General features: G+C 66.5%; 26 protein-coding genes and 2 tRNA genes. 19 read left to right on the top strand and 9 right to left on the bottom strand.

The window, feature by feature from the left end:
- Genes BMZ21_RS03165 through BMZ21_RS03155 form a run of 3 tightly spaced genes read left to right on the top strand, consistent with a single transcriptional unit; the run spans position 1 to position 1,639 of the window.
- Positions 1 to 372, top strand: a complete 372-nt coding sequence (locus BMZ21_RS03165; RefSeq protein WP_091829648.1) for a hypothetical protein — start codon at positions 1 to 3, stop codon at positions 370 to 372.
- Positions 373 to 378: 6 nt separating this feature from the next.
- Positions 379 to 678 (top strand): hypothetical protein, encoded by a 300-nt coding sequence (locus BMZ21_RS03160; protein WP_091829646.1) that lies wholly within the window; start codon positions 379 to 381, stop codon positions 676 to 678.
- A gap of 43 nt (positions 679 to 721) precedes the next feature.
- On the top strand, positions 722 to 1,639 hold the full coding sequence (locus BMZ21_RS03155; protein WP_091830553.1) for a glycosyltransferase family 2 protein: 918 nt from the start codon (positions 722 to 724) through the stop codon (positions 1,637 to 1,639).
- A 1-nt stretch (position 1,640) separates the two neighbouring features.
- Here BMZ21_RS03155 and BMZ21_RS03150 read toward each other — a convergent pair whose 3' ends face one another.
- Positions 1,641 to 2,228 carry a CatB-related O-acetyltransferase gene (locus tag BMZ21_RS03150; RefSeq protein WP_091830551.1) on the bottom strand — a complete coding sequence of 196 codons (588 nt, stop codon included), beginning with the start codon at positions 2,226 to 2,228 and terminating at the stop codon, positions 1,641 to 1,643.
- A gap of 106 nt (positions 2,229 to 2,334) precedes the next feature.
- Positions 2,335 to 4,218, bottom strand: a complete 1,884-nt coding sequence (locus tag BMZ21_RS03145) for a hypothetical protein (protein ID WP_091829644.1) — start codon at positions 4,216 to 4,218, stop codon at positions 2,335 to 2,337.
- Positions 4,219 to 4,500: 282 nt separating this feature from the next.
- On the opposite strand from BMZ21_RS03145, the gene BMZ21_RS03140 reads away from it, so the two are divergent.
- A complete protein-coding gene (locus tag BMZ21_RS03140) occupies positions 4,501 to 4,986 on the top strand; it encodes a DUF192 domain-containing protein (RefSeq protein WP_425285400.1) in 486 nt (161 codons plus the stop codon).
- Positions 4,987 to 5,023: 37 nt separating this feature from the next.
- Here BMZ21_RS03140 and BMZ21_RS03135 read toward each other — a convergent pair whose 3' ends face one another.
- The gene (locus tag BMZ21_RS03135) at positions 5,024 to 5,740 is read right to left on the bottom strand and encodes an IclR family transcriptional regulator (protein ID WP_167561510.1); all 717 of its coding nucleotides are present in this window, start codon (positions 5,738 to 5,740) and stop codon (positions 5,024 to 5,026) included.
- Between the two features lie 155 nt (positions 5,741 to 5,895).
- Between BMZ21_RS03135 and BMZ21_RS03130 the strand changes: the two genes are divergently transcribed.
- From BMZ21_RS03130 to BMZ21_RS03110, 5 genes are all read left to right on the top strand, one after another.
- A complete protein-coding gene (locus BMZ21_RS03130) occupies positions 5,896 to 6,690 on the top strand; it encodes a transporter substrate-binding domain-containing protein (RefSeq protein ID WP_167561509.1) in 795 nt (264 codons plus the stop codon).
- Between the two features lie 14 nt (positions 6,691 to 6,704).
- Positions 6,705 to 7,853 (top strand): M24 family metallopeptidase, encoded by a 1,149-nt coding sequence (locus tag BMZ21_RS03125; protein WP_091830549.1) that lies wholly within the window; start codon positions 6,705 to 6,707, stop codon positions 7,851 to 7,853.
- A gap of 122 nt (positions 7,854 to 7,975) precedes the next feature.
- Positions 7,976 to 8,052 (top strand) — tRNA-Pro (locus tag BMZ21_RS03120).
- 31 nt (positions 8,053 to 8,083) lie between these two features.
- Positions 8,084 to 8,389 carry an ETC complex I subunit gene (locus tag BMZ21_RS03115; RefSeq protein ID WP_091829636.1) on the top strand — a complete coding sequence of 102 codons (306 nt, stop codon included), beginning with the start codon at positions 8,084 to 8,086 and terminating at the stop codon, positions 8,387 to 8,389.
- A 42-nt stretch (positions 8,390 to 8,431) separates the two neighbouring features.
- Positions 8,432 to 8,508: transfer RNA gene (locus BMZ21_RS03110), tRNA-Arg, on the top strand.
- Positions 8,509 to 8,631: 123 nt separating this feature from the next.
- On the opposite strand, the gene BMZ21_RS03105 is transcribed toward BMZ21_RS03110, so the two are convergent.
- Together BMZ21_RS03105 and BMZ21_RS30215 are read right to left on the bottom strand one after the other, a co-directional pair.
- The gene (locus BMZ21_RS03105) at positions 8,632 to 10,446 is read right to left on the bottom strand and encodes a caspase family protein (RefSeq protein WP_244543674.1); all 1,815 of its coding nucleotides are present in this window, start codon (positions 10,444 to 10,446) and stop codon (positions 8,632 to 8,634) included.
- Between the two features lie 216 nt (positions 10,447 to 10,662).
- Positions 10,663 to 10,830 (bottom strand): hypothetical protein, encoded by a 168-nt coding sequence (locus BMZ21_RS30215; protein WP_167561508.1) that lies wholly within the window; start codon positions 10,828 to 10,830, stop codon positions 10,663 to 10,665.
- A gap of 298 nt (positions 10,831 to 11,128) precedes the next feature.
- Between BMZ21_RS30215 and BMZ21_RS03095 the strand changes: the two genes are divergently transcribed.
- The 3 genes from BMZ21_RS03095 (at position 11,129) to BMZ21_RS03085 (ending at position 13,981) form a co-directional block, all read left to right on the top strand.
- Positions 11,129 to 12,817: an ArnT family glycosyltransferase gene (locus BMZ21_RS03095; RefSeq protein ID WP_167561507.1), complete on the top strand. Its 1,689-nt coding sequence runs from the start codon at positions 11,129 to 11,131 to the stop codon at positions 12,815 to 12,817.
- Between the two features lie 67 nt (positions 12,818 to 12,884).
- The gene (locus BMZ21_RS03090; protein ID WP_091830547.1) at positions 12,885 to 13,637 is read left to right on the top strand and encodes a glycosyltransferase family 2 protein; all 753 of its coding nucleotides are present in this window, start codon (positions 12,885 to 12,887) and stop codon (positions 13,635 to 13,637) included.
- Positions 13,637 to 13,981, top strand: coding sequence for a lipid-A-disaccharide synthase N-terminal domain-containing protein (locus BMZ21_RS03085; RefSeq protein WP_091829630.1), 345 nt, complete (start codon positions 13,637 to 13,639; stop codon positions 13,979 to 13,981). The genes BMZ21_RS03090 and BMZ21_RS03085 overlap by 1 nt, the downstream gene beginning before the upstream one ends.
- 9 nt (positions 13,982 to 13,990) lie before the next feature.
- Here BMZ21_RS03085 and BMZ21_RS03080 read toward each other — a convergent pair whose 3' ends face one another.
- Positions 13,991 to 14,698, bottom strand: a complete 708-nt coding sequence (locus BMZ21_RS03080; protein WP_091829628.1) for a transporter substrate-binding domain-containing protein — start codon at positions 14,696 to 14,698, stop codon at positions 13,991 to 13,993.
- Positions 14,699 to 14,709: 11 nt separating this feature from the next.
- The gene (gene metC, locus BMZ21_RS03075) at positions 14,710 to 15,900 is read right to left on the bottom strand and encodes a cystathionine beta-lyase (RefSeq protein ID WP_091829626.1); all 1,191 of its coding nucleotides are present in this window, start codon (positions 15,898 to 15,900) and stop codon (positions 14,710 to 14,712) included.
- 273 nt (positions 15,901 to 16,173) lie between these two features.
- Here metC and BMZ21_RS03070 point away from each other — a divergent pair, with 273 nt between their 5' ends.
- The 7 genes from BMZ21_RS03070 (at position 16,174) to BMZ21_RS03040 (ending at position 23,479) form a co-directional block, all read left to right on the top strand.
- Entirely contained in the window at positions 16,174 to 17,199 is a 1,026-nt protein-coding gene (locus BMZ21_RS03070; RefSeq protein WP_091829624.1) for an amino acid ABC transporter substrate-binding protein, read from the top strand.
- A gap of 148 nt (positions 17,200 to 17,347) precedes the next feature.
- Entirely contained in the window at positions 17,348 to 18,367 is a 1,020-nt protein-coding gene (locus BMZ21_RS03065; RefSeq protein ID WP_091829622.1) for an amino acid ABC transporter substrate-binding protein, read from the top strand.
- Between the two features lie 192 nt (positions 18,368 to 18,559).
- Complete coding sequence (locus tag BMZ21_RS03060; RefSeq protein ID WP_425285407.1) at positions 18,560 to 19,537, top strand: amino acid ABC transporter substrate-binding protein; 978 nt, start codon at positions 18,560 to 18,562, stop codon at positions 19,535 to 19,537.
- A gap of 146 nt (positions 19,538 to 19,683) precedes the next feature.
- Positions 19,684 to 20,874 (top strand): amino acid ABC transporter permease, encoded by a 1,191-nt coding sequence (locus BMZ21_RS03055; RefSeq protein WP_244543673.1) that lies wholly within the window; start codon positions 19,684 to 19,686, stop codon positions 20,872 to 20,874.
- Positions 20,875 to 20,884: 10 nt separating this feature from the next.
- Positions 20,885 to 22,264 (top strand): amino acid ABC transporter permease, encoded by a 1,380-nt coding sequence (locus BMZ21_RS03050; protein ID WP_091829617.1) that lies wholly within the window; start codon positions 20,885 to 20,887, stop codon positions 22,262 to 22,264.
- A gap of 90 nt (positions 22,265 to 22,354) precedes the next feature.
- A complete protein-coding gene (locus BMZ21_RS03045; protein WP_091830542.1) occupies positions 22,355 to 23,071 on the top strand; it encodes an amino acid ABC transporter ATP-binding protein in 717 nt (238 codons plus the stop codon).
- Between the two features lie 138 nt (positions 23,072 to 23,209).
- On the top strand, positions 23,210 to 23,479 hold the full coding sequence (locus BMZ21_RS03040) for a hypothetical protein (protein ID WP_091829615.1): 270 nt from the start codon (positions 23,210 to 23,212) through the stop codon (positions 23,477 to 23,479).
- Between the two features lie 79 nt (positions 23,480 to 23,558).
- Here BMZ21_RS03040 and BMZ21_RS03035 read toward each other — a convergent pair whose 3' ends face one another.
- Both BMZ21_RS03035 and BMZ21_RS30210 read right to left on the bottom strand, forming a co-directional pair.
- Complete coding sequence (locus BMZ21_RS03035) at positions 23,559 to 24,716, bottom strand: glycerophosphodiester phosphodiesterase (protein ID WP_091829613.1); 1,158 nt, start codon at positions 24,714 to 24,716, stop codon at positions 23,559 to 23,561.
- Positions 24,717 to 24,898: 182 nt separating this feature from the next.
- Entirely contained in the window at positions 24,899 to 25,036 is a 138-nt protein-coding gene (locus tag BMZ21_RS30210) for a hypothetical protein (RefSeq protein WP_167561506.1), read from the bottom strand.
- Positions 25,037 to 25,173: the final 137 nt, after the last annotated feature.

Genomic DNA, 25,173 nt, shown 5'->3' with positions numbered 1-25,173 from the left:
ATGGCCTTCCTGCCTGCCGGGCGAGCCTTGCTGCTCGCCTGTTTCGTCGCGCTGCCGCTCGGTGCCTGCGTCGCCGGCCATGCCGATACCGCTGCCGGGCGCGCCTCCCTGCTGGCGACGACCGTGTCGCGCGCGATCGCCTGCAAGGCCGGCTCGCCGCAGCGCACGACGCTGGACCGCTTCCTCGCCGCCGAGAAGGCGCGCGGGGCGAGCGACGAACAGCTCGCTGCTGCCCGCTCGGCCTATGTCACGATTTCCGAGGCCGAGACGATCAACCAGGACATCCGCCCGCAACCCTGCACCGCCGAAGAGCGGGCGACGCTGCGCGGCAAGATGAACGATGTCCGCGCCGGCCGCTTCGAAGCGCCCTGACCGTCCATGGCTGCGCTGAAGCCCAGCCTCGTCGCACTCACGGCCGCCGGCCTCGCCGGCTGCACCGTCATGGGGCCGATGCCAGGCACACCCGAGTCCACGGCCGCGCAGGTGTCGCGGGCCTATGATTGCGGGCTGAGGGTCGACCGCGGCCGTATCATCGCGCGCCTGCCGGCCGAGCAGCGCGGGCGCTTCGTCGCCGCCAATGCGAGCTATGCGGTGAAGTCCTACAACGCGCCGCGCCGCTGCGAGGCGTCCGAGCGCGAACGGCTCCAGGCGGAGCTGCGCCTGGGTTCCAAGCGCTGATCGGCTCTTGCCGAAAGCCGCTCATCCCGCGCAGATGCAGGCCATGAGCCATTCCGCCACCGACGTCACCGCCATCGTCGTCAGCTTCGACAGTGAGCAGGTGCTGCCGGCCTGCCTCGCCGCGCTGGCGGGCGAGGGCGTCGCGACCATCGTCGTCGACAATGCCAGCAGCGACGCTTCGCCTGAGCTCGCGGAGCGGCATGGTGCCCGGGTCCTGCGCAATGAGCGCAACGAGGGCTATGGCCGGGCCAACAACCAGGGCGCACGCGCGGCGGCGACGCCCTTCGTCCTGATCGTCAATCCCGATCTCGAAATCCAGCCCGGGGCGGTCGCAGCCCTGGTGGCGGCGGCGGAAGCTTATCCCGACGCCGCGGCCTTCGCGCCGCGGCTGGTCGAGCCGTCGGGGCGCGTGTTCCTGCAGCCGCGCTCGCTGCTCTCGCCCGATCATCTCAACCGGGCGCGCCGGATCGTGTTGCCGGAGGGCGATGCCTGCCTGCCCTTCCTGTCGGGCGCCTGCCTATTGCTGCGACGCGAGGTCTTCCTGGGGCTTGGCGGCTTCGATCCTGCGATCTTCCTGTTCTACGAGGACGACGATCTCTGCCGCCGCCTGCGCGAGGCTGGTCACGCGCTGATCCATGTCGATGGGGCGGGCGCGCGTCACGGGCGCGGCAAGTCGAGTGCCCCGTCGCCGCAGCGCCGCTTCACGGCGCGCTGGCATCTCGCCTGGTCGGAACATCATGTCGCGCGCAAATGGGGACTGCCGCTGCCAGGTTCAGGAAAGATCGCCGAAAACCTCGCCAAGGCAATCGGTTACGGCCTGATCCTGAATCGCGACAAGATGTACGCCCATGCTGGCTCGGCACTGGGCGCGCTCGCCGGCCGGGCCGGTCGCAGCGCACTGGCGCGACAGGGGCTGAGTGAGCAGCCCCTCCTTGCTGGCACGGACCCTGTCTTGCGATGAGCTAAGGTGCCGCGCCGGGCAGGTCCTCGATCCGTTCGGACAGAAGCGTCGGAATGAGCCGCCTGATCTCGGCTTCCGGGAGCAGCCACCAGCTGCTACGCAGCAACGCAGCGATGCGCTCCTCGCTCATCCGGTAGCGCACGATGCGGGCTGGATTGCCGGCGACGATCGCATAGGGCGGCACGTCCCTCGTCACCACTGCGCGCGCCGCCACCACTGCGCCATGGCCGATGCCGACGCCGGAGAGGATGAGCGCCTGCGAGCCCAGCCAGACATCGGAGCCGATGACGACGTCGCCGCGCGAGACATCGGCTCCGGCAAGGCCCGCGGCATCGGGCCAGAGGCCGGACATGGCGGGAAAGGGATATGTCGTCGCCCATTCGGTGCGGTGATTGCCGCCGAGCATGATCTCGATCCCGTCGGCGATCGAGCAATAGCGGCCGATCGTCAGCTTCGCGCCGCTCTCGGGAAAGCGGACTTTGGGCCGGCCATAGGAATAGGCGCCGATCGTGATCTGGCCGGGCCGACGCGCCACCAGATTGGCGAGATGAAGGCGTGTCTGGTTGTGCGGGTTGATCCAGCGGCGCAGAAAGCCGCGTGGGCCGGTTGGGAGACCGGCCCACCAGATGGCAAGGGCGTCCGGACGCCAGTCGGCGTCCGGAGCAGGCAGGATTGGCGAGCTCAACGCGCCGACCTCACTCCGCCGTGGCGTCGACGTTGATCTTGTCGAAGATCTCGGTCGGTTCCCCGAGCGCGATCACATCGGCGAGGCCGAGACCGGCAGGTGTCTTGGCTGTGGCCTTCACCGTGAGCGTGCCCGGCTTGGCGACGAAGCGGGCGACGGCGTTCGCCAGCGCCTTGGCGCCGTCGGAGGGTCCGAGAATGGCCGCGAGGCCGAGGCTCGCCATCATGCCGTATTCGCGCCGGACATCCTCGACCTTGCGCTTCGACTTCTTCGCCTCGTTCTCGATCAGCTTCTCGGCGAGGCCGAGATTCTGCAGCTTCAGCTCGACAGTCTTGGCGGTGGCACCGAGCAGCGCGACCTGCGCGAGCGCGATATCGCCGGTGAAGACCTCCTTGCCGATATTGCCGAGCATGCCGGTCGCGTCGAGCCTGGCCATGCCGGCGCCGCCGAGCGAGAGCGTGCGGATGGCGAACTCCTTGCTCGCCTCCTGCCAGGCCAGGGAGAGCTTCGCCGAAAGGTCGATAGTGCGGTAGCCCATCGCCAGCAGGTCCTTGGCGGCGGGATTGTCGGCGCTCTCGACGATCGGGAAGGTGATCTTGTCGAGCGTCAGAGTCATGTCGGTCGGGATGCCGTTGAGCTGCTCGCCGGCCTTGAGCTCGAAATTGCCGAGGCCGACCTGGATCGGCGGGCCGGCCGGACGGCCGCGCTTGCCGTCCTGCGGCACGCTCATCTGCACGCCGCTCATCTTGACCGTGCCGAGCTTCGGGATGAAGCGGCGGAAGTCGAGCGTCTTGATGTCGACCGCGGAGTTGGCGACGGCCTTGATCTCGCGGATGACGCCTTCCAGCGAGAAGCCGGAATAGCCGATGAGGCCGATGACGCCCTTGGCGCCGCTGCCTTCGAACTGCAGGCCCTCGATGGCGACGCCCGATTTCTCGGGGGCGTCCTCGCCGAAGGCGATGCGCGAGAAGCGCATGTCGACCGGTTCCGCCTTGGCGCCGGGCTTGGGCGGCGTCTTCAGCGCCATCACGATGTCGCGGACCTCGCCGCTGCCATAGTCGACGGCGTCGAAGATCTCGGCCATGGCGACGAGGAGCTTGCGGTCGCGCGCCTCGCTGATCGCCGGGTCTTCTTTGCTGTTGAGATTGCGCGAGGCCTTCTCCGATTCGTCGCTGAGCTCGGCGATGCGGGTCAGCAACTCGCCCATCGGCTCGGAGGCGACGCGCGCCTTGAAGCCGCGGATCGAGGCCTTGCCGGCGGTGACCTTGCCCTGTTCGCCGAGGTCGAGGACGTAGCCGTCCTGGTCGATCTTGCCGATGATCGGCTGCAGCGGCGCGGTCTCGCCGGGCTTGGCCTTGTCGCCGAAGATGCGGGCGATCTGCATCAGGTCGAGCACTTCGAAGCTGGTGCGCTTGATCTCGCCGTTCATCGGGCCGGTGGCCGCGCCCTCGACCTTGATCGTGCCGTCGCTCGATTCGCCGCGGCCGATCCGGCCTTCGCTGATGTCGAAGAACTTGATGTTGCGATAGGTGGTGACCTGTTTCTGCGGGCCGAAACTCTGTTCCATCACCAGGGTGGGGGCGCTGATCTCGCTGGCCGTGAGCTTGCCGAGCCGGGTGATTGCGCTCTCGCCGGGCTGGCTCGCGCCGGCCACGCCGCCGGCCGGGGCGGCGCTGGTGCCTGACAGGAGCAGCGCGCGGAAGCTGTCGCGGTCGAGCGGAGTACCCTTCACATCGAGCTTCGGGATCGACACGACGAACTTGCCGAAGTCGAGCTTCAGATTGTCGAGCTGGAAGTCGGCGGCGGAAGCTGAGCCCGTCAGGAGGAGGAGCAGGAGCCCCGCCGTGGGCAGCGGCCGGGAGCTGGCAAGGCGGCGGCCGGACAAGATCGTCATTGATGGTCTCCTGAAGCATCGTCGAGGCCCGCGAGCGCATAGCCCGGGCCAAGCTCCGATTGGTGACGTCAGAGGCGGATTCGCCGACGGCACGGCGAATTCGCTTCCGGTGGGAAGTCGCCGCAGACCCTGCCGCAAGGCGGCGGCGAAAGGAAGATGCGAGCGGTGCCGATCGGCGAAAAGCTTGACGGAGGGGCGCAGCTTCGTGCCATTGGCCCCAGAACCGCCACGAGGCCGCGGCAAGGCTGCCGCGGGGATGGCTTTGGGGCGCGAGGCGCGATGATGTCTGTTGTAGAACGTGTGCTGCGGGGCGTCTTCGCCGCCGTGCTGGTCGCCGGTGCCTTTGCCATGCTGCCCAGATCCGCCGAAGCGCAGGGCGCGCCAGCTGCAGGGCTGGAGCCGCTCGCCATCGTCACGAGCTCCGGACGTCACGCCTTCCAGGTCGAGGTGATGCGAACGCCAGAGCAGCGTGCGCGGGGCCTGATGCACCGTCAGTTCATGCCGGCCGATCGCGGCATGCTCTTCGACTTCAAGCAGGTCGAGCCGGTCGCGATGTGGATGCAGAACACCTATATCTCGCTCGACATGCTGTTCATCCGCGCCGACGGCACGGTCGCGCGCATCGCCGAGCGGGCGGAGCCGCTCTCGACCCGGACGATTCCCTCGGGCGAGCCGGTTCTGTCGGTGCTCGAGCTCAACGCGGGCATCGCCGAGAAGCTCGGCATCAAGCCCGGCGACAAGGTCGAGCATCCGCTGTTCAAGCGCTGACCTTCTCTTGGCCTGACTGTTGGGCCGGACGTCCGGCTCACCCCAGTCTTTCGGAAATGGCGCGGCAGGTGGCGAGCAACGCCGCCAGCGCCTCGCGATGCTGCGGACGCGCTTCGCGCCGGTTCAGATAGGGCACGACGATGCTGGCGATGGCCTGGCCCTTGCGGTCGAGGATCGGTGCGCTGATGTCGGTTACGCCGACGACGTCGTGGCTGTCGGCGATCAGGAAGCCATCCGCGGCAATCGCTGCCAGCCCGGAATCAGAATCAGCGCCGTCCCGGAAAGCAAGTATGACCTGGCCGGAGGTCGAAGCGGCGGCCGGCCGGCGATAGCCCAGCCGCAGCGTGAAATTGATGTCACCGGGCCCGGCGATCGCGACGATCACCACCGTCTCGCCCTTGCTCAGCACGACCAGATGCGAGGATTGGCCGATCCTCTCGCTCAGGACCTCCAGCGCTGGCGTCGCGATCTCGACAAGGTCGCGGGCGCGCGGCACCCGCATGCCGAGCTCGAACAGGCGGTTGCTGAGTGCGATCTCGTCGGTCGCCGGATCACGATCGAGATAGCCGCGCTCGATCAGCACGAACAGCATGCGGAAGATCTCGTTCTTCGAGCGCCCGAGCCGCTCTGCGATCGCCCGCGCTGAAAGTGGCGTCTGCGCCAGCGCCAGCAACTCGATGATCTCCAGGCCTTTTTCCAGAGCCGGCGCCGGATAGGGGCGGGTGCGGGCGTCGGCGGCGGTCTCGGCCGTCATCGGATCTCTCAGGTTTGATTTATTAGCGAAGCTTGACTGCATATACGAAACCGATAGCATTCCGCTAGGTCATCGCCGTTCTGCCTATGAGGGCAGCGCGACTGGCCGTCCGGCTGCAGAAGCGGCCGGCATCAACGACAAATCGGGGGAGCATCATGGGACACGGTTTCAGATCGGCGTTCTTCGGCGCCCTTGCCCTGTTCGCCGGGCTGGTCGCCAGCCTGGAGGCCCATGCGGACAAGCTCGACGACATCCTGTCGAAGGGCGTAGTGCGCATCACCGTCTTCGCCGATGTGCCGCCCTTCGGCATGATGAACGCCAAGCGCGAGCTCGAAGGCTTCGACGTCGACATGGCCAAGCTCGTCGCCAAGTCGCTGGGCGTGAAGCTGGAGCTGGTCCCGGTGCCGGCGGCGAGCCGCATCCCCTTCCTGCTCACCGACAAGTCCGACTTGAACATCGCGGCGATGTCGATCACTGCAGAGCGCGCTCGACAGGTGATGTTCAGCGCGCCCTATGCCGACACCGCGCTCGCCGTCTACGGCGCCAAGGCGCTGGCGGTGAAAGCGGGCGCCGATCTCGGCCGCAACCGCATCGCCGTCGCCAAGGGTACGACCGAGGACCTCGTCCTTTCGGCGCTGGCGCCCTCGGCCGACATCATGCGCACCGAGGACAATGCCACGGCGGTGCAAGCCTATCTGGCCGGCCATGCACAATTGCTCGCCGCCAACAGCGTCGTCGTGGTCGAACTCGCCAAGCAGAACCCGAGCAAGGAATTCGACTTCAAGTTCGCGCTGCGGCGGGCCCCAGCCCACATCACCATCCGCCGCGGCGAGCACGACCTGCTGCGCTGGCTCGACACGCTGATCTTCCAGAGCACGCTGAACGGCGATCTCGACGAACTCCACAGGAAATGGCTGGGCGGGCCGATGCAGCCGCTGCCGGCCCTCTGAGAGCGGCGCGGGAGATGTCGAGGCACGACTTCACGGTCGAGGAATTCGCCGAACGGCGCGCCCAAGTGCGGCGGGCGATGGCCGGGCAGGGGCTGGACTGGCTGGTGCTCTTTCATCCCGTCTCGATCCGCTGGCTGACCGGCTCGGACGCCAAGAGCTACCAGGAGTTCCAGTGCCTGCTAGTCCCGGCCGACGGGCCGATCGCGATGATGGCGCGCGAGGGCGAGCGGGCCGAGATCCTCGACGATGCCCTGGTCGACCGGCTGGAGACCTTCGGAGGCGGCGAGAACGAGGACCCGATTCCGCGATTCGCAGGCCTCGCCGACAGTCTCGGCTTGCTGGCCGGCCGCGTCGGCGTCGAGGTGCCGGCCTATTATCTCCACCCGCATCATTACAGCGCGATCCGCGACCTGTTCGGCTCGCGTTTCGTCGAAGCGACCAATCTTGTCCACGATCTCACGCTGGTGAAATCGCCGACCGAGCTCGGCTATATCAGGCGGGCGGCGGCGATCGCGGATGCAGCGCTGACCGTCTTCGGCAAGGCGCTGCGCGTCGGCCGCAGCGAACTCGAGGTCGCCGGCGAGGTCTATGGCGCGTTGCTGGCGCGCGGCAGCGGCCTGGCGGCGAGCCCGATCAACCTCGTCTCCGGCGAGCGCTCCTGCTACAGCCATGGCGCACCGACCGAGCGCTGGCTGCAGGCCGGCGACTATGGCAGCGTCGAATACGGCGCGACGGTCCGGCGTTACACCGCGACGCTCGGCCGGCAATTCTGCCTGGGCCAGCCCAACGCCAGGATGCGCGATCTCTACGAAATCGCCCGCCGCGCTTGCGACGCTTGCATCGCCGAGATTCGCGACGGAGCGCCCGCGACCGCGCCGCATGAGGCGGCCAAGCGCGTGATCGGCGAGGCCGGCCTCGAGCATGGCCGCGTCCACACCTCCGGCTACGGGCTGGCGCCCGGCTTTCCGCCGAGCTGGGGCGAGCCGATGCACATGATCGGCGGCAGCCGCTACACCCTGCGCGCCGGCATGGTCGTCAGCGTCGAGCCGCCGGTCTTCCTGCACGAGGAAGGGCTGGGCGCGCGCCTCATCGACAACGTCCTCGTCACCCGGGGCGGCTGCGAACTGCTGTCACGCAGCTCGCGCGATCTCATCGTCGTCTAGGCATTGCGGCTGCGCGGGCTGTTCCCATCCCGCCTGTTCGATGCTATGGCGTAGCGCGTTGCTTCGCCTCGTCGAGGTACGGCGACGGTTCGGTAAGTGATTCCATGCACTTGCAGGATATTCGGGGTATAGCGCAGCCCGGTAGCGCATCTGCTTTGGGAGCAGAGGGTCCCAGGTTCGAATCCTGGTGCCCCGACCATTTTGGGCTTTGCCGGAAGGCGAGGGGGAGCATGACGGCACGCATCTATTCGCCGGCCCGCAACGCGATGCAGTCTGGCACGGCCAAGGCCGGCCGCTGGCTGCTGGAATACGAGCCCGAGCGGCCGCGCGAGATCGAGCCGCTGATGGGCTGGACCTCGTCGGGCGACATGAAGAGCCAGCTCAGGCTCTGGTTCGACACGGCCGAGGAGGCTGTCGCCTACGCGACGCGCAACGGTATCGCCTACCGCCTCGAGCAGCCGCATCGGGCCAAGCGCCGGGCCATGACCTACTCGGACAATTTCAAGTTCAACCGCGTCGGCCAGTGGACGCATTGAAGTTCAAGCGAGCGGCGGACACCAAATCCGCCGCTCCCTTTAGGGCCCGTAGCTCAGCTGGATAGAGCAGCAGCCTTCTAAGCTGCTGGTCACAGGTTCGAATCCTGTCGGGCTCGCCATTGTTGTCGCTCAGTTGTCTGCTCCGATTGGGGCAAAATCACCTCGCCCGTTGGGGCAAAATCACCTCGCCCGCCGTCGGGGCCCGACATGGTGATCAGGAGCGCCGCCGCGCGGATGGGCGCTTATCTCGCGGTTATTTCGACATAGTTTTTGTGAACCCAACCCGAGCGGCACGGGCCGGAATACGTCGCGCGGCCCGCTGACTTCACAGTCAGATTCGCTCGACACTCTTGAAGCGACTGGCCACGATTCGCGTAGACGATGGCGTGCCACGGGCCGATCGTGTTGCAGATGATCAGTCGGTCGCCGTTGTAGACACGGTCGGTCTCGAAATAGCCGCTGCCGCCCGGCCCGGATCGCACGGACAGGAACCCGCTCTTCGGGTCTTCCGGACGACGTGGCCCGAGTTTCACGACGATGCCCTGCGACGTGCAGGCCTCGGAGCGCGTATCGGGCGCTGGCTTGGCGTCTGCGGGAGCCCCGGCTTCGATTTGCATCTGACCGGTGGCGTAGCGCGCATTGGCCGCCGCGGTCGGCGCATGGCCGGCACCAGTTTGCCTGGCGGATTGGACCAGCGCAGCCCGTGCGGCGAAAGCTTCCGTCGCCAGCCTGCCTTCGGGATGGGCCTTGAGAAAGCGGTCCAGCGCTTCGATCGTCCCCGCCGCCTTCGCTTCGGCGAGGGCGAGGGCCGGATTGCTGGTCACGGTCGGCTGTGCTGCCGATCCGAGTCCTTGCGGCTTAGCTTGCGTGTCCTCCGGCCTGGTCGCTGCGACCGGATCCTTGCCCAGATAGCCGAGCGCCAATTGCCGGTAGGCACAGATCCGGTTGCAGGCGTCGAGATAGGCCTGGTATTTGCCCTCGGCGCCAAACTGCCGCCAGCTCTCGTCGTCTTTGGCCGCCTCGGCGTTGCGCTGCCGTTGCAGCAGCCGATCCATCGCCTGCTGCCGATAGGCACAGGGGGGCGTGCATTGCGCGACATAGCGTTCGAGGGCCTCGCGCGAGCCGTCGGCCGTCGCGCTGTGCCAGCGCGCCTCGTCCTGTGCGCTTTCGAAGCTGCGGCGGATGGTGGCCGACGGCTCGACGGCCGGCAGCGACAGGTTGGCGATGTCGAATTCGGGTTTCTGCTCGCGCCCGCTGTCGCGCCGCGCGGCCGTCTCGACCTCGCGGACGACATAGGATTGCAGCTCGACCCAGCCGATCCGCCTATCGCTGCCGGCCTGCGCCAGCCCGGCGGCGCCCATCAGGAAGCGGCTGGTGAACAGGCCGAGCTTCTGGTTGGCGTCCCAATTGGCCGGAGTCGTGCCTGAGGTCGCGACCAGCTTGATGATGCCGCCGCCTGTACGCGGCTTGGCCGGGGTAAAACCTGGCGCCGAGACCGCGAGCAGGCTCTCGCCCTTGCGCCCGGTCTCGCCGGTGAAGCAGGCGTCGATCATCACGATCAGCTGCCGCTGCGCTCCGATCTTCTGCCGCACCAGCTCGAGGTTCCGATACAGCGTCTGCAGGGCATAGCCGCTTTCGCTGGCGTTCGGGCTGCCGTCCTGCGGCAACAGGAAGGGCTGCCGCGTGGCGAGGTCCGGCACGCCATGGCCTGAATAATAGACGAAGACGTTGGAGCGCCCTTCGACCGCGCTGCGCCAGAGCTTGCCGCCCTGCGGATTGGCCTCGCTACCAAACATCTGGGTCAGCTCGCCCAGCGTCGCATCCTTCAACAGGAAGACGTTCTGCTCGCGGAAGCGCAGCCCGCGGACGAGATAGTCGCGGATCGCCTCGGCATCGTTATGGGCGTAGTCGACCGTGCTGGTCTGCTTGTAGTCGCGGTTGCCGATCACCACCGCGATCGAATCCGAATTGTCGTCCAGGATGCGTGCCGGCTCCGCCATGGCCGCCGGCGCGGCAAAGCCGAGCATGAACGCAAGAAGGGTGAAGATTCGAGCCATGATCATGGTCGAATGACGGTGGCGCCTGCTCATCGCGTCCTGGATCACCTAGGCTCGGCTGCCACATTCGCTGGGGCAGAGTAGGCTGCTGTGAAGACGAACGCTGCAGATACTAAGTGGCAAATTCTGCTTTGGCGAGCTTGCCGCGGGCCGGCGATGACGCAAACGAGGTCGGCGCCGGCTTCTGTTCAGAGGGGCCGTCGATGCCTCGCAGCGTCACTCCTGCGCCTCGTCGCGGCGCAGCTCGAAGGCGAGCATGGCGTCCGCCAGCGCTTCCAGTTCACGCTCTTTTTCCTTGCTGTCGGGGGCGGCGTTGAGCTCGGCCACGCGCTGCTGGGCGCGCTCATAGTCTTCATCGGTGTGAACGGCGATCGGCATCTTCATCGTGCTCCTGCCCTCCTGATATGTGGCCTTGCGACCTGCGGCGCGCACGGCGCGCAAGCGAACCTCTTCCGGATGTGGGGGGCGAGAGCTGGTTTTGCCATGTTCGGAACAAACTTGGCCCCGAATGCCAACCTGCCAGGGCTCGTGGCGGGGGCCTTGCGTCACTGCGGATTGCGCCTGCGCGCTTGCCGCGAGCGATGCGAGGCCGTAAACGCGCCGCGGCCAACCCGCTTGCCTGTTCGCCGGTCCGCTGCCCGCAAGGGGCGGGCCATGCATGGTTCGGCCACAAGGAGTGTCGATGATCTCGCTCGGCTCCGGTCTCGACCGGCTCGCTAGCTTCGCGTCCGCGAGCCATCGGCGCGCCTGCCTGCTGCTCGTCCTGTTGTCGCTGGCGGCGTTCCTGCCGGGCTTCGCCAGCCTGCAGCCGTTCGACCGCGACGAGCCGCGCTTCGCCCAGGCCAGCAAGCAGATGCTGGAGACGCGCGACTTCGTCGACATCCGCTTCCAGGACGAGGCGCGGCACAAGAAGCCGGTCGGCATCTATTGGCTGCAGGCGGGAAGCGTCGCCATCGGCGAGGCGCTCGGCGTGCCGCAGGCCCGGACCACGATGTGGCTCTATCGGCTGCCCTCGCTCATCGGCGCCGTCGCGACCGTGCTGCTGACCTATTGGGCGCTCCTCGCTTTCGTCGGCGCCCGTCTTGCTTTTCTCGGCGGGGCCATGATGGCGGCTTGCGTGCTGCTCGGCGTCGAGGCGCGTTTCGCCAAGACCGACGCGCTGCTCGCCGCCTGCGCGGTCGCGACCATGGGCGCACTCGCCCGTGCCTGGCTCGACTGGACACGTTCGCTCGCTTTCGTGCCGAGCCGCTGGAACTGGCTGGTGTTCTGGTCGGCGACGGCGCTCGGCCTGCTGCTCAAGGGGCCGATCGTGCCGATGGTCTGGGGCCTGGCAATGATCGTGCTTGCTATCCGCGAGCGCTCGCTACGCTGGTTCGCGCCGCTGCGTCCGGGGCTCGGCCTGCTGCTCTGCCTCATCGTCGTGCTGCCCTGGTTCGTCGCCATCGCGATCAAGACCGGCGGCGATTTCTTCGCCGAGAGCGTCGGCAAGGACATGCTCGCCAAGGTCGGCGAGGGGCAGGAGAAGCATTGGGGCCCGCCCGGCCTCTACCTGCTGCTGTTCTTCGGCACCTATTGGCCCGCGGCCGCGCTCGCTTCGATGGCCATCCCCTTCGCCTGGGTGAAGCGTCGCGAGCCGCAGATCCTGTTCCTGCTCGCCTGGATCGTGCCGTCCTGGATTGTCTTCGAAGCCGTGCCGACCAAGCTGCCGCACTACGTGCTGCCGCTCTATCCGGCGATCACGGCGCTGCTCCTGCTCGCTCTGGTCAACGGCGGCATCAACCGCTTGCGCCGTGGTTCCGACCTGACCGCCTTCCTCGTCGTCGCCGTGCCGGCGGCACTGGTCGGCGTGCTGCTCTACGGCACCTGGACGCTCGACCGGACCTTGCCCTGGCTCGCCTTGCCGGTTCTGGCGCTGGCGCTCATCGTCGCCTTCCGCAGCTTCCTGGCGTACCGCGAGGGGGCCTTCGAGGGTGCGCTCTGGCGTGGCGTGGTCGCGAGCCTGCTGCTTGGCGCCGGCGTCTACGGCCTCGCCGCGCCGAGCCTGCGCGGCCTCAAGCTCTCGCCGCGGCTGGCGGAGGCGGTGCAGGCCGTCACCTGTGCGAATCCCGAGGTCATGACCGTCGGCTATCGCGAGCCGAGCCTCGTCTTCCTGGTCGGCACCAATCTGCGCATGGGGGCGGACGGCAGCATCGCCGCCTCGTTCCTGCGCGAACCCGGTTGCCGAGTCGCGCTGGTCGAGAGCCGTTTCCTCGACGGTTTCCGGCAGGGGCTTGCCGCCTCTGGCGTGGCGCCGCGGCTGCTGACCACGATCTCCGGCTTCAACCTCAACGGGGGCAAGCCCATCGCAATGAGCGTCTATGTCCGTGAGTGATCGACGCTTGCCCCATCGCGGCGCTTGACGCAGTTTGCGCGCCGCCATGCAGAAAGACTTGGAATCCGTGACCGAACCCGTGCCTTCAGACGGCCAGCTGCGTATCAGCATCGTCGTGCCCGTGCGCAACGAACAGGGCAACATCGCCCCGCTCGTCGGCGACATCGAGACGGCCTGCGCCGGCATCGGCGCCTTCGAGCTGATCTACGTCGATGACGGCTCCAGCGACGGCACCGCTGCGGCGCTGGCCGCGCTTTCGCCGACGCGGCCCTGGCTGCGGGTCGTCCGCCATGCCGAGTCCTGCGGCCAGTCGGCGGCGGTGCGCAGCGGGGTGAGGGCGGCGAGGGCACCCATCGTCGCGACGCTCGACGGCGACGGCCAGAACGACCCGGCCTTCATCCCGGCGATGCTGGCGCAGATCGAGGCGGCTGGCCCCTCGGCCGGCCTGGTCCAGGGCCAGCGGGTCGGCCGCAAGGATACCGGGTTCAAGCGCATGCAATCGCGGATCGCCAACAAGGTCCGTGGCGCCATCCTCAGGGACGGCACGCGCGACACCGGCTGCGGCCTGAAGTGCTTCCGGCGCGAGACGTATCTGGCGCTGCCCTATTTCGACGCGCTGCATCGCTTCATGCCGGCGCTGGTCGTGCGCGAAGGCTTCGCCGTCCTGCATCACGACGTGCGCGACCGCCAGCGCCTGACCGGCGTCTCGAACTATGGCTTCTTCGACCGGCTCTGGGTCGGCATCCTCGATCTTGCCGGGGTCTGGTGGCTGATCAGGCGCCGCAAGCGCGTGCCGCAGATCGTCACGGAGGCGCGCTGATGCTCATCGACCTGCAGAACATGATCGGGACCTATTTCCACGACGTCTTCGTCAACAATGTCGATTGGTGGGTGCTGCTCGGCGTGGTCGCGCAGGGCCTGTTCACCATGCGCTTCGTGGTGCAGTGGCTCGCCAGCGAGAAGGCGCAGCGCTCGGTCGTGCCGATGACGTTCTGGTGGTTCTCGATCGGCGGCGGCATGCTGCTGCTGATCTACGCGCTCTACCGCCGCGACCCGGTCTTCATTCTCGGCCAGGGCTTCGGCGTGTTCGTCTACCTGCGCAATCTGCAATTCGTGTTGCGGGCCAGGGCGCGCGGCGAGGACACGAATTCCGGGCCAGGTTGAGGCGAGACGTCAGTATTCGCCAGCCGGGAAACCGTGGCGCGCCATCATGGCGCGGTGCCAGTCGCCGCCGACGAGGCTTTCGAGGGCGGCATTGAAGCGCTCCCGCAGCGTGGCGTCTTGCTTGCCGAAGGCGAACGCTCCGGCGGCTGGTGTGCTTTCGCTGGTGGGCACGGCGACGACCGTCAGGTCTGCATCGGGCTGGCGGGCGAGGTAGCCGCGATGGGCCATGGCCACGCTGGCATAGGCATCGGCCTGGCCGGTTTTGACCGCTGTTACGGCCTCCTCCTGCGTCGCGACGCGGATCAGCCGCTCCGGCGCAATGCCGGCAGCGAGCCCGGCTTGCTCCTGAACCTGCCCGCCGACGACGACGAGGCGGGCGCCGGCGACCGCGACGGCGCGGTAGCCTGTCAGCAGCCCACGATCGGCTGACCGGACCAGCAGCCCATCGGCAAGCGCCCAGACGGGGCGGCTGAAATCGACGAGCCGCCGGCGCTCTGTCGTGACGAAGAGCGGCGTGGTCACTGTCCAGCGTCCGCTGGCGAGCCCGGGCAGCAGCTCGGCGAATGTCGTCAGCTGCTGCTCGAACGTCGTGATCCCGAGCGTCCGAAAAGCCGCCGTCACCAGCTCGACGTCGCAGCCTTGCGCCGTGCCGCCCGGCGCCGGCCAGCAGAAAGGCGGCTCGTCGAGGTAGGCGAAGACGATCGGCCGTCCCGACATCAAGGCGGCGCTCAGCTTGCCACCCTCAGGCGCGCGAAGCCGGCGTCCAGATCCTCCTTCAGATCTTCGAGATCCTCGAGCCCGATATGGAGACGGATCGTCGGGCCCTTGAAGCCGGGCTTGGTCGCGGTGCGATAGCGCTTGCAGTCGAAGGGCAGCACCAGGCTCTCGTAGCCGCCCCAGGATGCGCCCATGCCGAATAGGGCGAGCCCGTCGAGCATGGCTGCGACCGCCTTCATCGAGACGGGCTCGAGCTCGATCGTGAACAGCGAGCAGGCGCCGGTGAAGTCGCGCTTCCAGATGGCGTGGCCGGGATCGCTGGGCAAGGCCGGGTGGATCACGCGGGCGACCTCGGGACGTGCCGCCAGCCAGTTCGCCATTTCCAGGCCGGCAGGCTGCTGCTCCTTCAGCCTGACGGCCATGGTGCGGATGCCGCGCAGCGTCAGATAGGCGTCCTCGGCGGCGATGATCACGCCGAGCGCGTCCCAGGTCAGCTTGAGCTGGGCATAGATTTCAGCCGTGCGGGCCGAGACCGTGCCGATCAGCACGTCGGAATGCCCGGCGTAGTATTTCGTCCCGGCCTGGACCGAGACGTCGACGCCGAACTTGTGCGCATCGAAGAAGAGCGGCGTCGCCCAGGTGTTGTCCATCATCACCATGATGCCGCGGGCATGCGCCGCGGCCACGATCGCCGGGATATCCTGGACCTCCAGGGTCTGGGAACCCGGCGACTCGGTCCAGACCGCCCTTGTGTTCGGCTTGAACAGCTCCGCGATGCCTTCGCCGATCAGCGGATCGTAATAGGTGACCTCGACACCGTAGCGCGGCAGCATCCGCTCGCAGAAGTTGCGCATCGGATGGTAGACGCTGTCGGTCACGAGGAAATGGTCGCCCGCCCTCAGGAAGGCGAGCGTGGGCAAGGTGCAGGCGAGCAGGCCGGACGAGCAGGCGAGCACGCCGGCGCCGCCCTCCATCGTGTCGGCGGCGGCCAGCAGCGCATCGATCGTCGGGCTGCCTGCGGTGCCGTAGCTGTAGCGCGCCTTGCGGACGAGGAAATCCTCGGTGTTCGGATAGACAACCGTCGAGCCGCGGACGATCGGCGGGTTGACGAAACCATAGCTGTCGGATGGATCGCGGCCGGCGAGGGCAAGCCGGGTCTTCTCGCGCAGCCGCGCGAATTCGGGCTTTGACAGCTTTTTCATGGGGCGGGAGACGAGCCTGGGCGGGACCGGAATGGGGCAGGTTGTGGCCGCACTTGACCACCCCCCGAAAGTCGCATGTGATGTTGGCCGTGAAAAGAGGCAGATATACCAGCTGCCCTTGCTTGACGCTCATGCGTGGCTCTGGCAATCGGCCAGCGCCGAGCTTCGCATAAGTTTTGGGCATCGAACGGGGCAGCAAGTCGCGACGATGCGAGGGGACCGGCACGTTCCGGCCGGCAAACGCCGGCAGGGCCATCAATGGGAGACATCGATATGAAGAAATTCATGGCAGCCGCGGTCGCCGGGTTCGGCTTCGCGCTGGCCGCGGCGAGCGCACAGGCGCAGGCGCCGCAAACCCTCGCTCAGGTCAAGAGCAGAGGCATGCTGAACTGCGGCTCCAACACCGGCCTCGCCGGCTTCGGCGTGCCGGACGGGCAGGGCAACTGGACCGGCCTCGATGTCGAGTTCTGCCGCGCCATCGCCGCCACGGTCTTCAACGACCCGACCAAGGTGAAGTTCATCCCGCTCTCGGCCAAGGACCGCTTCACGGCCCTGCAGTCGGGCGAGGTCGACGTGCTCGTGCGCAACTCGACCTGGACGATGTCGCGCGACACCGCGCTCGGCCTGCAGTTCACCGGCGTCAACTATTATGACGGCCAGGGCTTCATGATCCGCAAGAAGCTCGGCGTGACCTCGGCGCTGCAGCTCAACGGCGCCTCGGTCTGCACCCAGCAGGGCACCACGACCGAGCTCAACCTCGCCGACTTCTTCCGCGCCAATAACCTGAAGTACGAAGTCGTCGCCTTCGCGAGTGCGGACGAGACGGTCAAGGCGTATGATTCCGGCCGCTGCGATGCCTTCACCACCGACGCCTCGGGCCTCTACGCCGAGCGCCTGAAGCTGACCGCGCCGGACGATCACATGGTCCTGCCCGAGATCATCTCGAAGGAGCCGCTCGGCCCGTCGACCCGCAACAATGACAGCCAGTGGTTTGGCCTGGTGAAGTGGGTCCACTATGCCATGCTGAACGCCGAGGAACTCGGCGTGACCAAGGCGAATGTCGACGAGATGCTGAAGTCGAGCAACCCCGAGATCAAGCGCCTGCTCGGCACCGAGGGCAAGTTCGGCGAGAGCATCGGTCTCACGACAGACTGGGCCTATCGGATCATCAAGCATGTCGGCAATTACGGCGAGAGCTTCGAGCGGAACGTCGGCCAGGGCTCGCTGCTGAAGATCGCCCGCGGCCAGAACGCGCTGTGGACCAAGGGCGGCCTGCAATACGCGCCGCCGGTCCGCTAAGGGCCCATGCGGGGCGGGCGCTTCAGCGTCCGCCCCGATTCTTTTCCAGGGGACTGGACAAGGTGGTTTGCGGGACCGGGCTGGGTGCGGCCCGCTCGCCTACCGATCGAGAACGGGACAAACCCGTTCCGCCAGACAGGGGACATGCATGGTCAGGATCATCAGCGCGGCGCTGTTCGCCGTCGCGGCGTTGCTCGGCTCCGCGAGCGCGCAGGCGCAGCAGACCCTCGCTCAGATCAAGAGCAGGGACGTCCTGAACTGTGGCTCCAACACCGGCCTGATCGGCTTTGGCGCGCCTGATCCGCAGGGCAACTGGAGCGGCCTCGACGTCGAATATTGCCGCGCCATCGCCGCCGCGATCTTCAATGATCCGAGCAAGGTGAAGTTCATCCCGCTCTCGGCCAATGACCGCTTCAAGGCGCTCCTGGCCGGCGAGGTCGATGTCCTCGTGCGCAATTCGACCTGGACGATCAGCAACGACACGCCGCCAGGCCTGCTCTTCACCAACGTCAACTATTACGATGGCCAGGGCCTGATGGTGCGCCGCAAGCTTGGCGTCATGTCGGTGATGCAGCTGGCCGGCGCCTCGATCTGCGTGCAGCGCGGCACGACGACCGAGCTCAACCTCGTCGACTTCTTCAAGACCAATAATCTGCGTCACACGATCGTGTCCTTCGACACCGGTCCGGAGACGTTGAAGGCCTACGATGCCGGCCGTTGCGACGCCTTCACCACGGACGCCTCGTCGCTCTATTCCGAGCGCCTGAAGCTGACCGTGCCGGACGACCACATGGTCCTCGTCGAGATCATCTCGAAGGAGCCGCTCGGCCCGCTGACCCGCGACAACGATTCGCAATGGTTCAAGCTGGTGCGCTGGGTCCATTTCGCCATGTTGAACGCCGAAGAGCTTGGCGTGACCAGGGCCAATGTCGACCAGATGCGGGGCTCGACCAACCCGGAGATCAGGCGCCTGCTCGGCATCGACGGCAAGTTCGGCGAAGGCCTCGGCCTGACGGTCGACTGGGCCTACCGGATCGTCAAGCATATCGGCAATTACGGCGAGAGCTTCGAACGGACCGTCGGCAGCCGTTCGGTGCTGAGGATGTCGCGCGGCCAGAACGCGCTCTGGACCAAAGGGGGCTTGCAATATGCGCCGCCGATCCGGTGAGGTTCGGGCGACGTAGGCGCCGACGGATCGGCGGGGTGGTTTGTCCGGGAGAATGGAAAGGAGAAGGCGGCCGGTGGGGACTGGCCTGGAGCTTGCTAGCCAATCGAGAGCGGGAAAACCCGTTCCGCCAAACAGGGGACAACAACAATGAAACAGATCATTGGCGCGGCGCTCATCGCCGTCTCCGCCGCCATGTGCGCGAGCGGAGCGCTGGCCCAGTCGCCTACTCTGGCGCAGGTCAAGAATCGCGGCATCCTGCACTGCGGCTCCGGCACGGGTCTCGCCGGTTTCGGCATCCCTGACCAGCAGGGTAACTGGAGCGGCATGGATGTGGACGTCTGCCGCGCCGTCGCCTCGGCCATCTTCAACGATCCGACCAAGGTCAAGTTCATCCCGCTCTCGGCCAAGGACCGCTTCACCTCGCTGCAGTCGGGTGAGGTCGATCTGCTGTCGCGCACGACGACCTGGACGCTCTCGCGCGACACAGCGCTCGGCCTGAACTTCGCCGGGGTCAACTATTATGACGGCCAGGGCTTCATGGTGCGCAAGAAGCTCGGCATCGATTCCGTGCTGAAGCTCGCCGGCGCCTCGATCTGCACCCAGCAGGGCACCACGACCGAACTCAACCTCGCGGACTATTTCCGCAGCAACAAGATCAAGTACGAGGTCGTCGCCTTCGCCTCCAACCAGGAGACGGTCAAGGCCTACGAGTCCGGCCGCTGCGACGCCTTCACCACCGATGCCTCCGGCCTCTACGCCGAGCGCCTGACGCTCTCGACTCCCGAAGACCACATGGTGCTGCCGGAAATCATCTCGAAGGAACCGCTCGGCCCGGTTGTGCGCCATGGCGACGATGTCTGGCTGGATATCGTCAAATGGTCGCTCTTCGCCATGATCAATGCCGAGGAGCTGGGCATAACCAAGGCCAATGCCGACGAAATGCTCAAATCCGACAACCCGGAGATCAAGCGTTTCGTCGGCACCGAAGGCAAGTTCGGCGAGCCGATGGGCCTGGCCAATGATTGGGCCTATCGGATCGTCAAGCATGTCGGCAATTACGGCGAGAGCTTCGAGCGCAATGTCGGCTCCGGCTCGCTCCTCAAGATCGCGCGCGGCCAGAACGCGCTCTGGAGCAAGGGCGGCCTGCAATACGCGCCGCCGATCCGCTGAGAAACACCAATGCGCGGCATCCACCGCGTATTGATCCTTGAAGCTGTCTTGTTCCGGCGAACCGGATAACAATACCGGCCGGCAGCCATCCGCTTAAGGGTGGTTGCCGGACCCTCGGTCGCCAAAACTCGAAAAGGGCGTCAGACGTGTCGATTACTTCCGCAGAGATCAAGCCGGGCAAGGCCTCGCTGCTCTACGACCCGAAGATCCGGGGCTATGCCTATCAGTTCCTGCTGCTCGCCGTGGTGGGCTTCCTGATCTGGTCGGCCGCCTCGAACGCGATCGAGAACCTGCGGGCTCAGAAGATCGCCTCCGGCTTCGGCTTTTGGCACAACGCCTCCGGCTTCGACGTCAACCAGAAGCTGATTCCCTACGACGCCTCGACCGGCACCTATGGGCGCGCCTTCTGGGTCGGCCTGCTGAACACGCTGCTCGTGGCCTCGATCGGCATCGTGCTCTCGACCTTCCTCGGCTTCTTCGTCGGTGTCGCCCGGCTGTCGAGCAACTGGATCGTCTCGAAGATCGCGATGATCTATGTCGAGGTGATCCGCAATGTGCCGCTGCTGCTGCAGCTGTTCTTCTGGTACAATGCGGTGCTGAAGCCACTGCCCAATCCGCGCCAGTCGATCGTGCTGCCGGCCGGCTTCCTGCTCAACAACCGCGGCCTCTATGTGCCCGATCCGCAGTTCGGCCCCGGCGGCAACCTGATTATCTGGGCGTTCCTGATCGGCCTCGTCGCCACCTTCGTTTTCCGGTCCTGGGCCCGCAAGCAGCAGGCCGCGACCGGCAAGCAATATCCCATCGGCCTCGTCGCCCTCGGCCTGATAGTGGTCCTGCCGACGCTGGTCTATTTCGTCACCGGTCGGCCGATCTCCTTCGTCTATCCCGAGCTCGCCGGCTTCAACCTGCGCGGCGGCATCCAGATCTTCCCGGAGTTCGTCGCGCTGCTGGTGGGCCTGACGACCTACACCGCCGGCTTCATTGCCGAAGTGGTCCGCGCCGGCATCCTCGCCGTATCCAAAGGCCAGACCGAGGCAGCCAATGCGCTCGGCCTGCGCGCTGGGCCGACGCTCAAGCTCGTCGTCATTCCGCAGGCGATGCGGGTGATCATCCCGCCGCTGACCTCGAACTATCTCAACCTGACCAAGAACTCTTCCCTGGCGGTGGCGATCGGCTATCCCGATCTCGTCCAGGTCTTCACCGGCACGGTGCTGAACCAGACCGGCCAGGCGGTCGAGGTCGTCGCCATCACCATGGCGGTCTATCTGACCATTTCGCTGGTCACGTCTCTGTTCATGAACATCTACAACAAGCGCATGGCGCTGGTGGAACGGTGAGGGCGCCCCGATGACCGACGCAACCACCGAAATGGCTCCCTACGCCTTCGTCCGCAAGGAAACGCTGGAGCAACAGCCGGCGCCGCTCTCCGTCGCCGGGCCGCTCGCCTGGGTCAGGCAGCATTTGCTCTCCAGCCCGCTCAACATCGCGTTGACGCTGCTTGGCCTCTACCTCGTGATCGATACGGTGCCGGGGCTGGTCAGGTTCTATTTCCTCGACGCCGTCTGGTCCGGCACCAGCCGCGACGCCTGCCTCGCCGAAAAGGTCGGCCGGCCCGTCGGCGCGTGTTGGGCCTATATCGCCGACCGTTTCCAGTACTTCATCTACGGTTCCTACCCGATCGCGCAGCGCTGGCGCGTGAACATCGTCTTCGCCATGTTCGCGCTCGGCGTGGCCTGGTTGCTCTGGACCAATGCACCGAAGAAGAAGCTCGGCATCTTCTTCTTCTTCGTGCTGATGCCGATCTCGGCCTATGTGCTGCTGCTCGGCGGCCCCGGCGCCGAACGCTTCCTTAGCTTCTGCCTGACGCTGACGCTGGCGCTCGCCGCGCTCTACGTCATCCTGTCCTTCGTGCCGCAGCTCGTCCGGTTCTATATTGGCGGCGCAGCGCTGGCGGTCGTAGAGCAACTCCCGGTCTGGAAGCGCTTCTTCGGGCCGAAGCAGCTCGTGCTGTTCGCGCTGGTCGTCTTCGGCTTCCTGAGCCTGCTCGCGGGCAGCCCCGGGCTGCCCAGGGTCGATACAGGCCTCTGGGGCGGCATGACCGTGACCTTCCTGATCGCGGCGGTCGGCATCGTCTTTTCGCTGCCGCTCGGTGTGGTCCTTGCGCTCGGCCGGCGCTCCAAGCTGCCGATCATCCAGCTGCTCTCGGTGATCTTCATCGAGTTCGTCCGCGGCGTGCCGCTGATCACCGTGCTGTTCATGGCCAACACCATGCTGCCGCTGTTCGTGCCGCAGGAATATTCACCGGACCGGTTGCTGCGCCCGCTGGTCGGCGTCGCGCTCTTCGCGGCGGCCTATATGGCGGAGGTGGTGCGCGGCGGCCTGCAGGCCATGCCCAAGGGCCAGTACGAGGGCGCGATGTCGCTCGGCCTCGGCTATTGGAGCATGATGCGGCTGATCGTCTTGCCGCAGGCGCTGCGGATCGTGATCCCGGGCATCGTCAACACCTTCATCGGGCTGTTCAAGGACACGACGCTGGTCACCATCGTCGGCATCTTCGACTTCCTGCGTACCATCGAGGCGACCCTGGTCGATCCGACCTGGGCGACGCCGACCACCCGCGCGACGGGCTATGCATTCGCTGCTGTTTTCTATTTCCTGTGTTGCTGGGGCATGTCTCGCTACTCGATCGCGGTCGAGAAGCGGCTCGCCGCCGGCCAGAAGCGTTGAGGGGATCAAATCATGGCTATGGCAGAAACCACCAGCTCGCGCCCGTCCGCGCTGAAGCAGACCGCGCTCAACACCGCGACCGCCGTCGAGATGATCGGCGTCAACAAGTGGTACGGCGAGTTCCACGTGCTGCGCGACATCAACCTGAAGGTGTCGCGCGGTGAGAAGCTGGTCATTTGCGGCCCGTCCGGCTCGGGCAAGTCGACGATGATCCGCTGCATCAACCGGCTGGAAGAGCACCAGAAGGGCCAGATCATCGTCGACGGCACCGAGCTCACCAACGACCTCAAGAAGATCGACGAGATCCGCCGCGACGTCGGCATGGTCTTCCAGCACTTCAACCTGTTCCCGCATCTGACGATCCTCGAGAACCTCACGCTGGCGCCGATCTGGGTTCGCAAGATGCCCAAGAAGGACGCCGAGGAGATCGCGATGCACTATCTCAAGCGCGTCAAGATTCCGGAGCAGGCGAGCAAGTATCCCGGCCAGCTCTCGGGCGGCCAGCAGCAGCGCGTCGCCATCGCCCGCTCGCTTTGCATGAGCCCGAAGATCATGCTGTTCGACGAGCCGACCTCGGCCCTCGACCCCGAAATGGTCAAGGAGGTGCTCGACACCATGGTCTCGCTGGCGGACGAAGGCATGACGATGCTCTGCGTCACCCACGAGATGGGCTTCGCCCGCCAGGTCGCCGACCGGGTGATCTTCATGGACGCCGGCCAGATCGTCGAGATGAACGAGCCCAACGAGTTCTTCAAGAACCCGCAGCACGAGCGCACCAAGCTCTTCCTCAGCCAGATCCTGCACTGATCCAGCAGCTCGGTTCCTTCTGCGACGGCGCCCCCTGCGGGCGCCGTTCTCGTTTGCGTGCTGAATTTCGAGGCGGTGTCGGTAGGGAACCTTTGCCGGCCCATCTCGTTGCTTTTCCCGACAATGGAGGAAAAGCCGATGAAACTGCTTGCTTCGACCCTTGCCGCGGGCCTGCTGCTGGCCGGCTCCGGCGCCTTCGCGCAGTCCGTCGATATCGGGCCGGGCGGTGTCAGGATCGACCCGCGCACGCCGCAGCAGCGCGCGATGGACCGTGAGGATCGCTGGCGCGAGCGTGATCGCTGGGAGCGCCGCCGAGCCTATCGCGCGGAGCGCGACTGCCGCACCGAGACGCGAATTCGCGAAACCCCGCGCGGGGAAATCCGTCGCACGGTACGTGTCTGCGACTAAGCGTGAGTTGAGTTAGGTTTAGTTGTGTCCATGAGACCGCCGCGCCCATTTGGTGCGGCGGTCTTGTCTTGCGGTGCGACTACTTGGCGTCGCGCGCCTTCACCGCCTGGTCCGGGAAGTCCGAGAACAGCCCGTCGATACCGAGCGCCAGATAGGCCTTGTACTCGGCGGCCGGATCGCCCTTGAAGTCGGAGGCGAGGCGCTTGGGCTCGCTGCGGAAAGTCCAGGTGTGGACGAAGAGGCCGACGGCGTGGGCGTTCTTCACCACATCGGTCGGCGGCAGCAAGACGCGGTCGCGCTCGTCGATCGTGCCGTCGCCATTGAGGTCGCGCGGCTTGCCGTCGTCGCCGATCACCTGCTTGGCCGGCATCAGATAGGGCTTCCAGGGGCCGACGCCGTCGGCATAGATCCTGACCTCCTTCAGGCCTTCCGCGGTGACGAGGTCCTTGAAGGTGCGCTTGTCGCCGGTGACGACGAAGTCGTAGGGCTTGTCGAAGGGCGCGGCGAGGACGATGCCGCCATCCTTGTCGACATCGTCGGCGTCGACGAGCTGGATCAGGCGCAGCTGCGTCTTGCCGCGCAGATATTTGAGGTTGGCGGTCTCGAAGCTCTGGATGATCACCGGCGAGGTTTTCTCCGTCCAGCCGGCGGCCTTGAGCTGATCGAGCAGCTTGTCCTCGATCGCCAGGCCCAGTGCCGAGTGATAGGTCGAGTGCTTGATCTCTGGGTAGATGCCGATGGTGCGGCCGGTGCGGGCGCTTTCGGCCTTGGCGAGATCGATGACCTGCTGCAGCGTCGGGATCTCGTACTTGCCGTTATGCGACTGGTCGCGATCGGCGAAGGCCTGCTTGGCCCGCAGCGTCTTGAGCTCGGCGAGCGTGAAGTCGGAGGCGAACCAGTCGGTGGTGTCGACGCCGTCGACCTTGCGGGTCGTCTTGCGCGCGGCGAATTCCGGCCGCGTCGCGACATCGGTGGTGCCCGACATCATCGGCTCGTGGCGAACGACGAGATGGCCGTCCTTGGTCGCGACCAGATCAGGCTCGATGAAGTCGGCGCCTTGCTCGATCGCGAGCTTGTAGCCTTCGAGCGTGTGCTCGGGGAGATAGCCGCTGGCACCGCGATGGCCGGCAATCAGGGCCGGCTTTCCGTCGAGCGTCGGCACGGGGCTCTGGGCCTGGGCGGCCAGTGCCAGGACAAAGGTCGCCAGCATGGTCGCCGGCTGCAACAGGGGCTTCATCTCGTCCGATCCTCGCTTCCTGCGGAAAGGCGGCGAAACTGCTCGGCGGATATGACAGGCTGGTGAAGGCTTCGTGCCCCTGCGCAGCGCCTCGAACATGTCGTCATGAGCGCTGCGAAGGGGAGTATCGGAAACTGGTCGAGGCGCTCGCTCGCTATGCGGCGGCGGGTGCCTCCGGAATCTCAGCGGCGGCCTTCGAGCGAGGTCTTGGCGTCCAGGCGCTTGGCCGGCGGCGGCGTGGTGTCGACCGGCTGGGTGGCGCAGGCGGCAAGCGACAGGCAGAACAGGCCGGCAAGCGCGAGGCGGGAGAGGGCAGTCATTGCAGTGGTTCCTGGGCGGTTGGCGTTGCGGAAGGAGTTGTATCGTCTTGCGCCCTGTGGGACGAGGGCGTCAAGGGTGCTGTCGCGCTTCGGAATCGTTAGAAATGGCGCCGGGCTCGAGGGCTGCGATGCAAAGC

Origin of the sequence: Allobosea lupini, assembly GCF_900109525.1 — a bacterium.
In the GTDB taxonomy this organism is placed as follows: Bacteria; Pseudomonadota; Alphaproteobacteria; order Rhizobiales; family Beijerinckiaceae; genus Allobosea; species Allobosea lupini.
Note: the sequence above shows the minus strand (reverse complement) of the source record. Positions and strands in the feature narration are given on the sequence as shown.

Bases quoted from the DNA above. Each gene is read 5' to 3' on its own strand.
- BMZ21_RS03165 (WP_091829648.1), top strand. From the start codon at position 1: ATGGCCTTCCTGCCTGCCGGGCGAGCCTTGCTGCTCGCCTGTTTCGTC.
- BMZ21_RS03160 (WP_091829646.1), top strand. From the start codon at position 379: ATGGCTGCGCTGAAGCCCAGCCTCGTCGCACTCACGGCCGCCGGCCTC.
- BMZ21_RS03155 (WP_091830553.1), top strand. From the start codon at position 722: ATGAGCCATTCCGCCACCGACGTCACCGCCATCGTCGTCAGCTTCGAC.
- BMZ21_RS03145 (WP_091829644.1), bottom strand. From the start codon at position 4,218: ATGACGATCTTGTCCGGCCGCCGCCTTGCCAGCTCCCGGCCGCTGCCC.
- BMZ21_RS03140 (WP_425285400.1), top strand. From the start codon at position 4,501: ATGTCTGTTGTAGAACGTGTGCTGCGGGGCGTCTTCGCCGCCGTGCTG.
- BMZ21_RS03135 (WP_167561510.1), bottom strand. From the start codon at position 5,740: ATGACGGCCGAGACCGCCGCCGACGCCCGCACCCGCCCCTATCCGGCG.
- BMZ21_RS03130 (WP_167561509.1), top strand. From the start codon at position 5,896: ATGGGACACGGTTTCAGATCGGCGTTCTTCGGCGCCCTTGCCCTGTTC.
- BMZ21_RS03125 (WP_091830549.1), top strand. From the start codon at position 6,705: ATGTCGAGGCACGACTTCACGGTCGAGGAATTCGCCGAACGGCGCGCC.
- BMZ21_RS03115 (WP_091829636.1), top strand. From the start codon at position 8,084: ATGACGGCACGCATCTATTCGCCGGCCCGCAACGCGATGCAGTCTGGC.
- BMZ21_RS03105 (WP_244543674.1), bottom strand. From the start codon at position 10,446: ATGGCTCGAATCTTCACCCTTCTTGCGTTCATGCTCGGCTTTGCCGCG.
- BMZ21_RS30215 (WP_167561508.1), bottom strand. From the start codon at position 10,830: ATGAAGATGCCGATCGCCGTTCACACCGATGAAGACTATGAGCGCGCC.
- BMZ21_RS03095 (WP_167561507.1), top strand. From the start codon at position 11,129: ATGATCTCGCTCGGCTCCGGTCTCGACCGGCTCGCTAGCTTCGCGTCC.
- BMZ21_RS03085 (WP_091829630.1), top strand. From the start codon at position 13,637: ATGCTCATCGACCTGCAGAACATGATCGGGACCTATTTCCACGACGTC.
- BMZ21_RS03080 (WP_091829628.1), bottom strand. From the start codon at position 14,698: ATGTCGGGACGGCCGATCGTCTTCGCCTACCTCGACGAGCCGCCTTTC.
- metC (WP_091829626.1), bottom strand. From the start codon at position 15,900: ATGAAAAAGCTGTCAAAGCCCGAATTCGCGCGGCTGCGCGAGAAGACC.
- BMZ21_RS03070 (WP_091829624.1), top strand. From the start codon at position 16,174: ATGAAGAAATTCATGGCAGCCGCGGTCGCCGGGTTCGGCTTCGCGCTG.
- BMZ21_RS03065 (WP_091829622.1), top strand. From the start codon at position 17,348: ATGGTCAGGATCATCAGCGCGGCGCTGTTCGCCGTCGCGGCGTTGCTC.
- BMZ21_RS03060 (WP_425285407.1), top strand. From the start codon at position 18,560: ATGTGCGCGAGCGGAGCGCTGGCCCAGTCGCCTACTCTGGCGCAGGTC.
- BMZ21_RS03050 (WP_091829617.1), top strand. From the start codon at position 20,885: ATGACCGACGCAACCACCGAAATGGCTCCCTACGCCTTCGTCCGCAAG.
- BMZ21_RS03045 (WP_091830542.1), top strand. From the start codon at position 22,355: ATGATCGGCGTCAACAAGTGGTACGGCGAGTTCCACGTGCTGCGCGAC.
- BMZ21_RS03040 (WP_091829615.1), top strand. From the start codon at position 23,210: ATGAAACTGCTTGCTTCGACCCTTGCCGCGGGCCTGCTGCTGGCCGGC.
- BMZ21_RS03035 (WP_091829613.1), bottom strand. From the start codon at position 24,716: ATGAAGCCCCTGTTGCAGCCGGCGACCATGCTGGCGACCTTTGTCCTG.
- BMZ21_RS30210 (WP_167561506.1), bottom strand. From the start codon at position 25,036: ATGACTGCCCTCTCCCGCCTCGCGCTTGCCGGCCTGTTCTGCCTGTCG.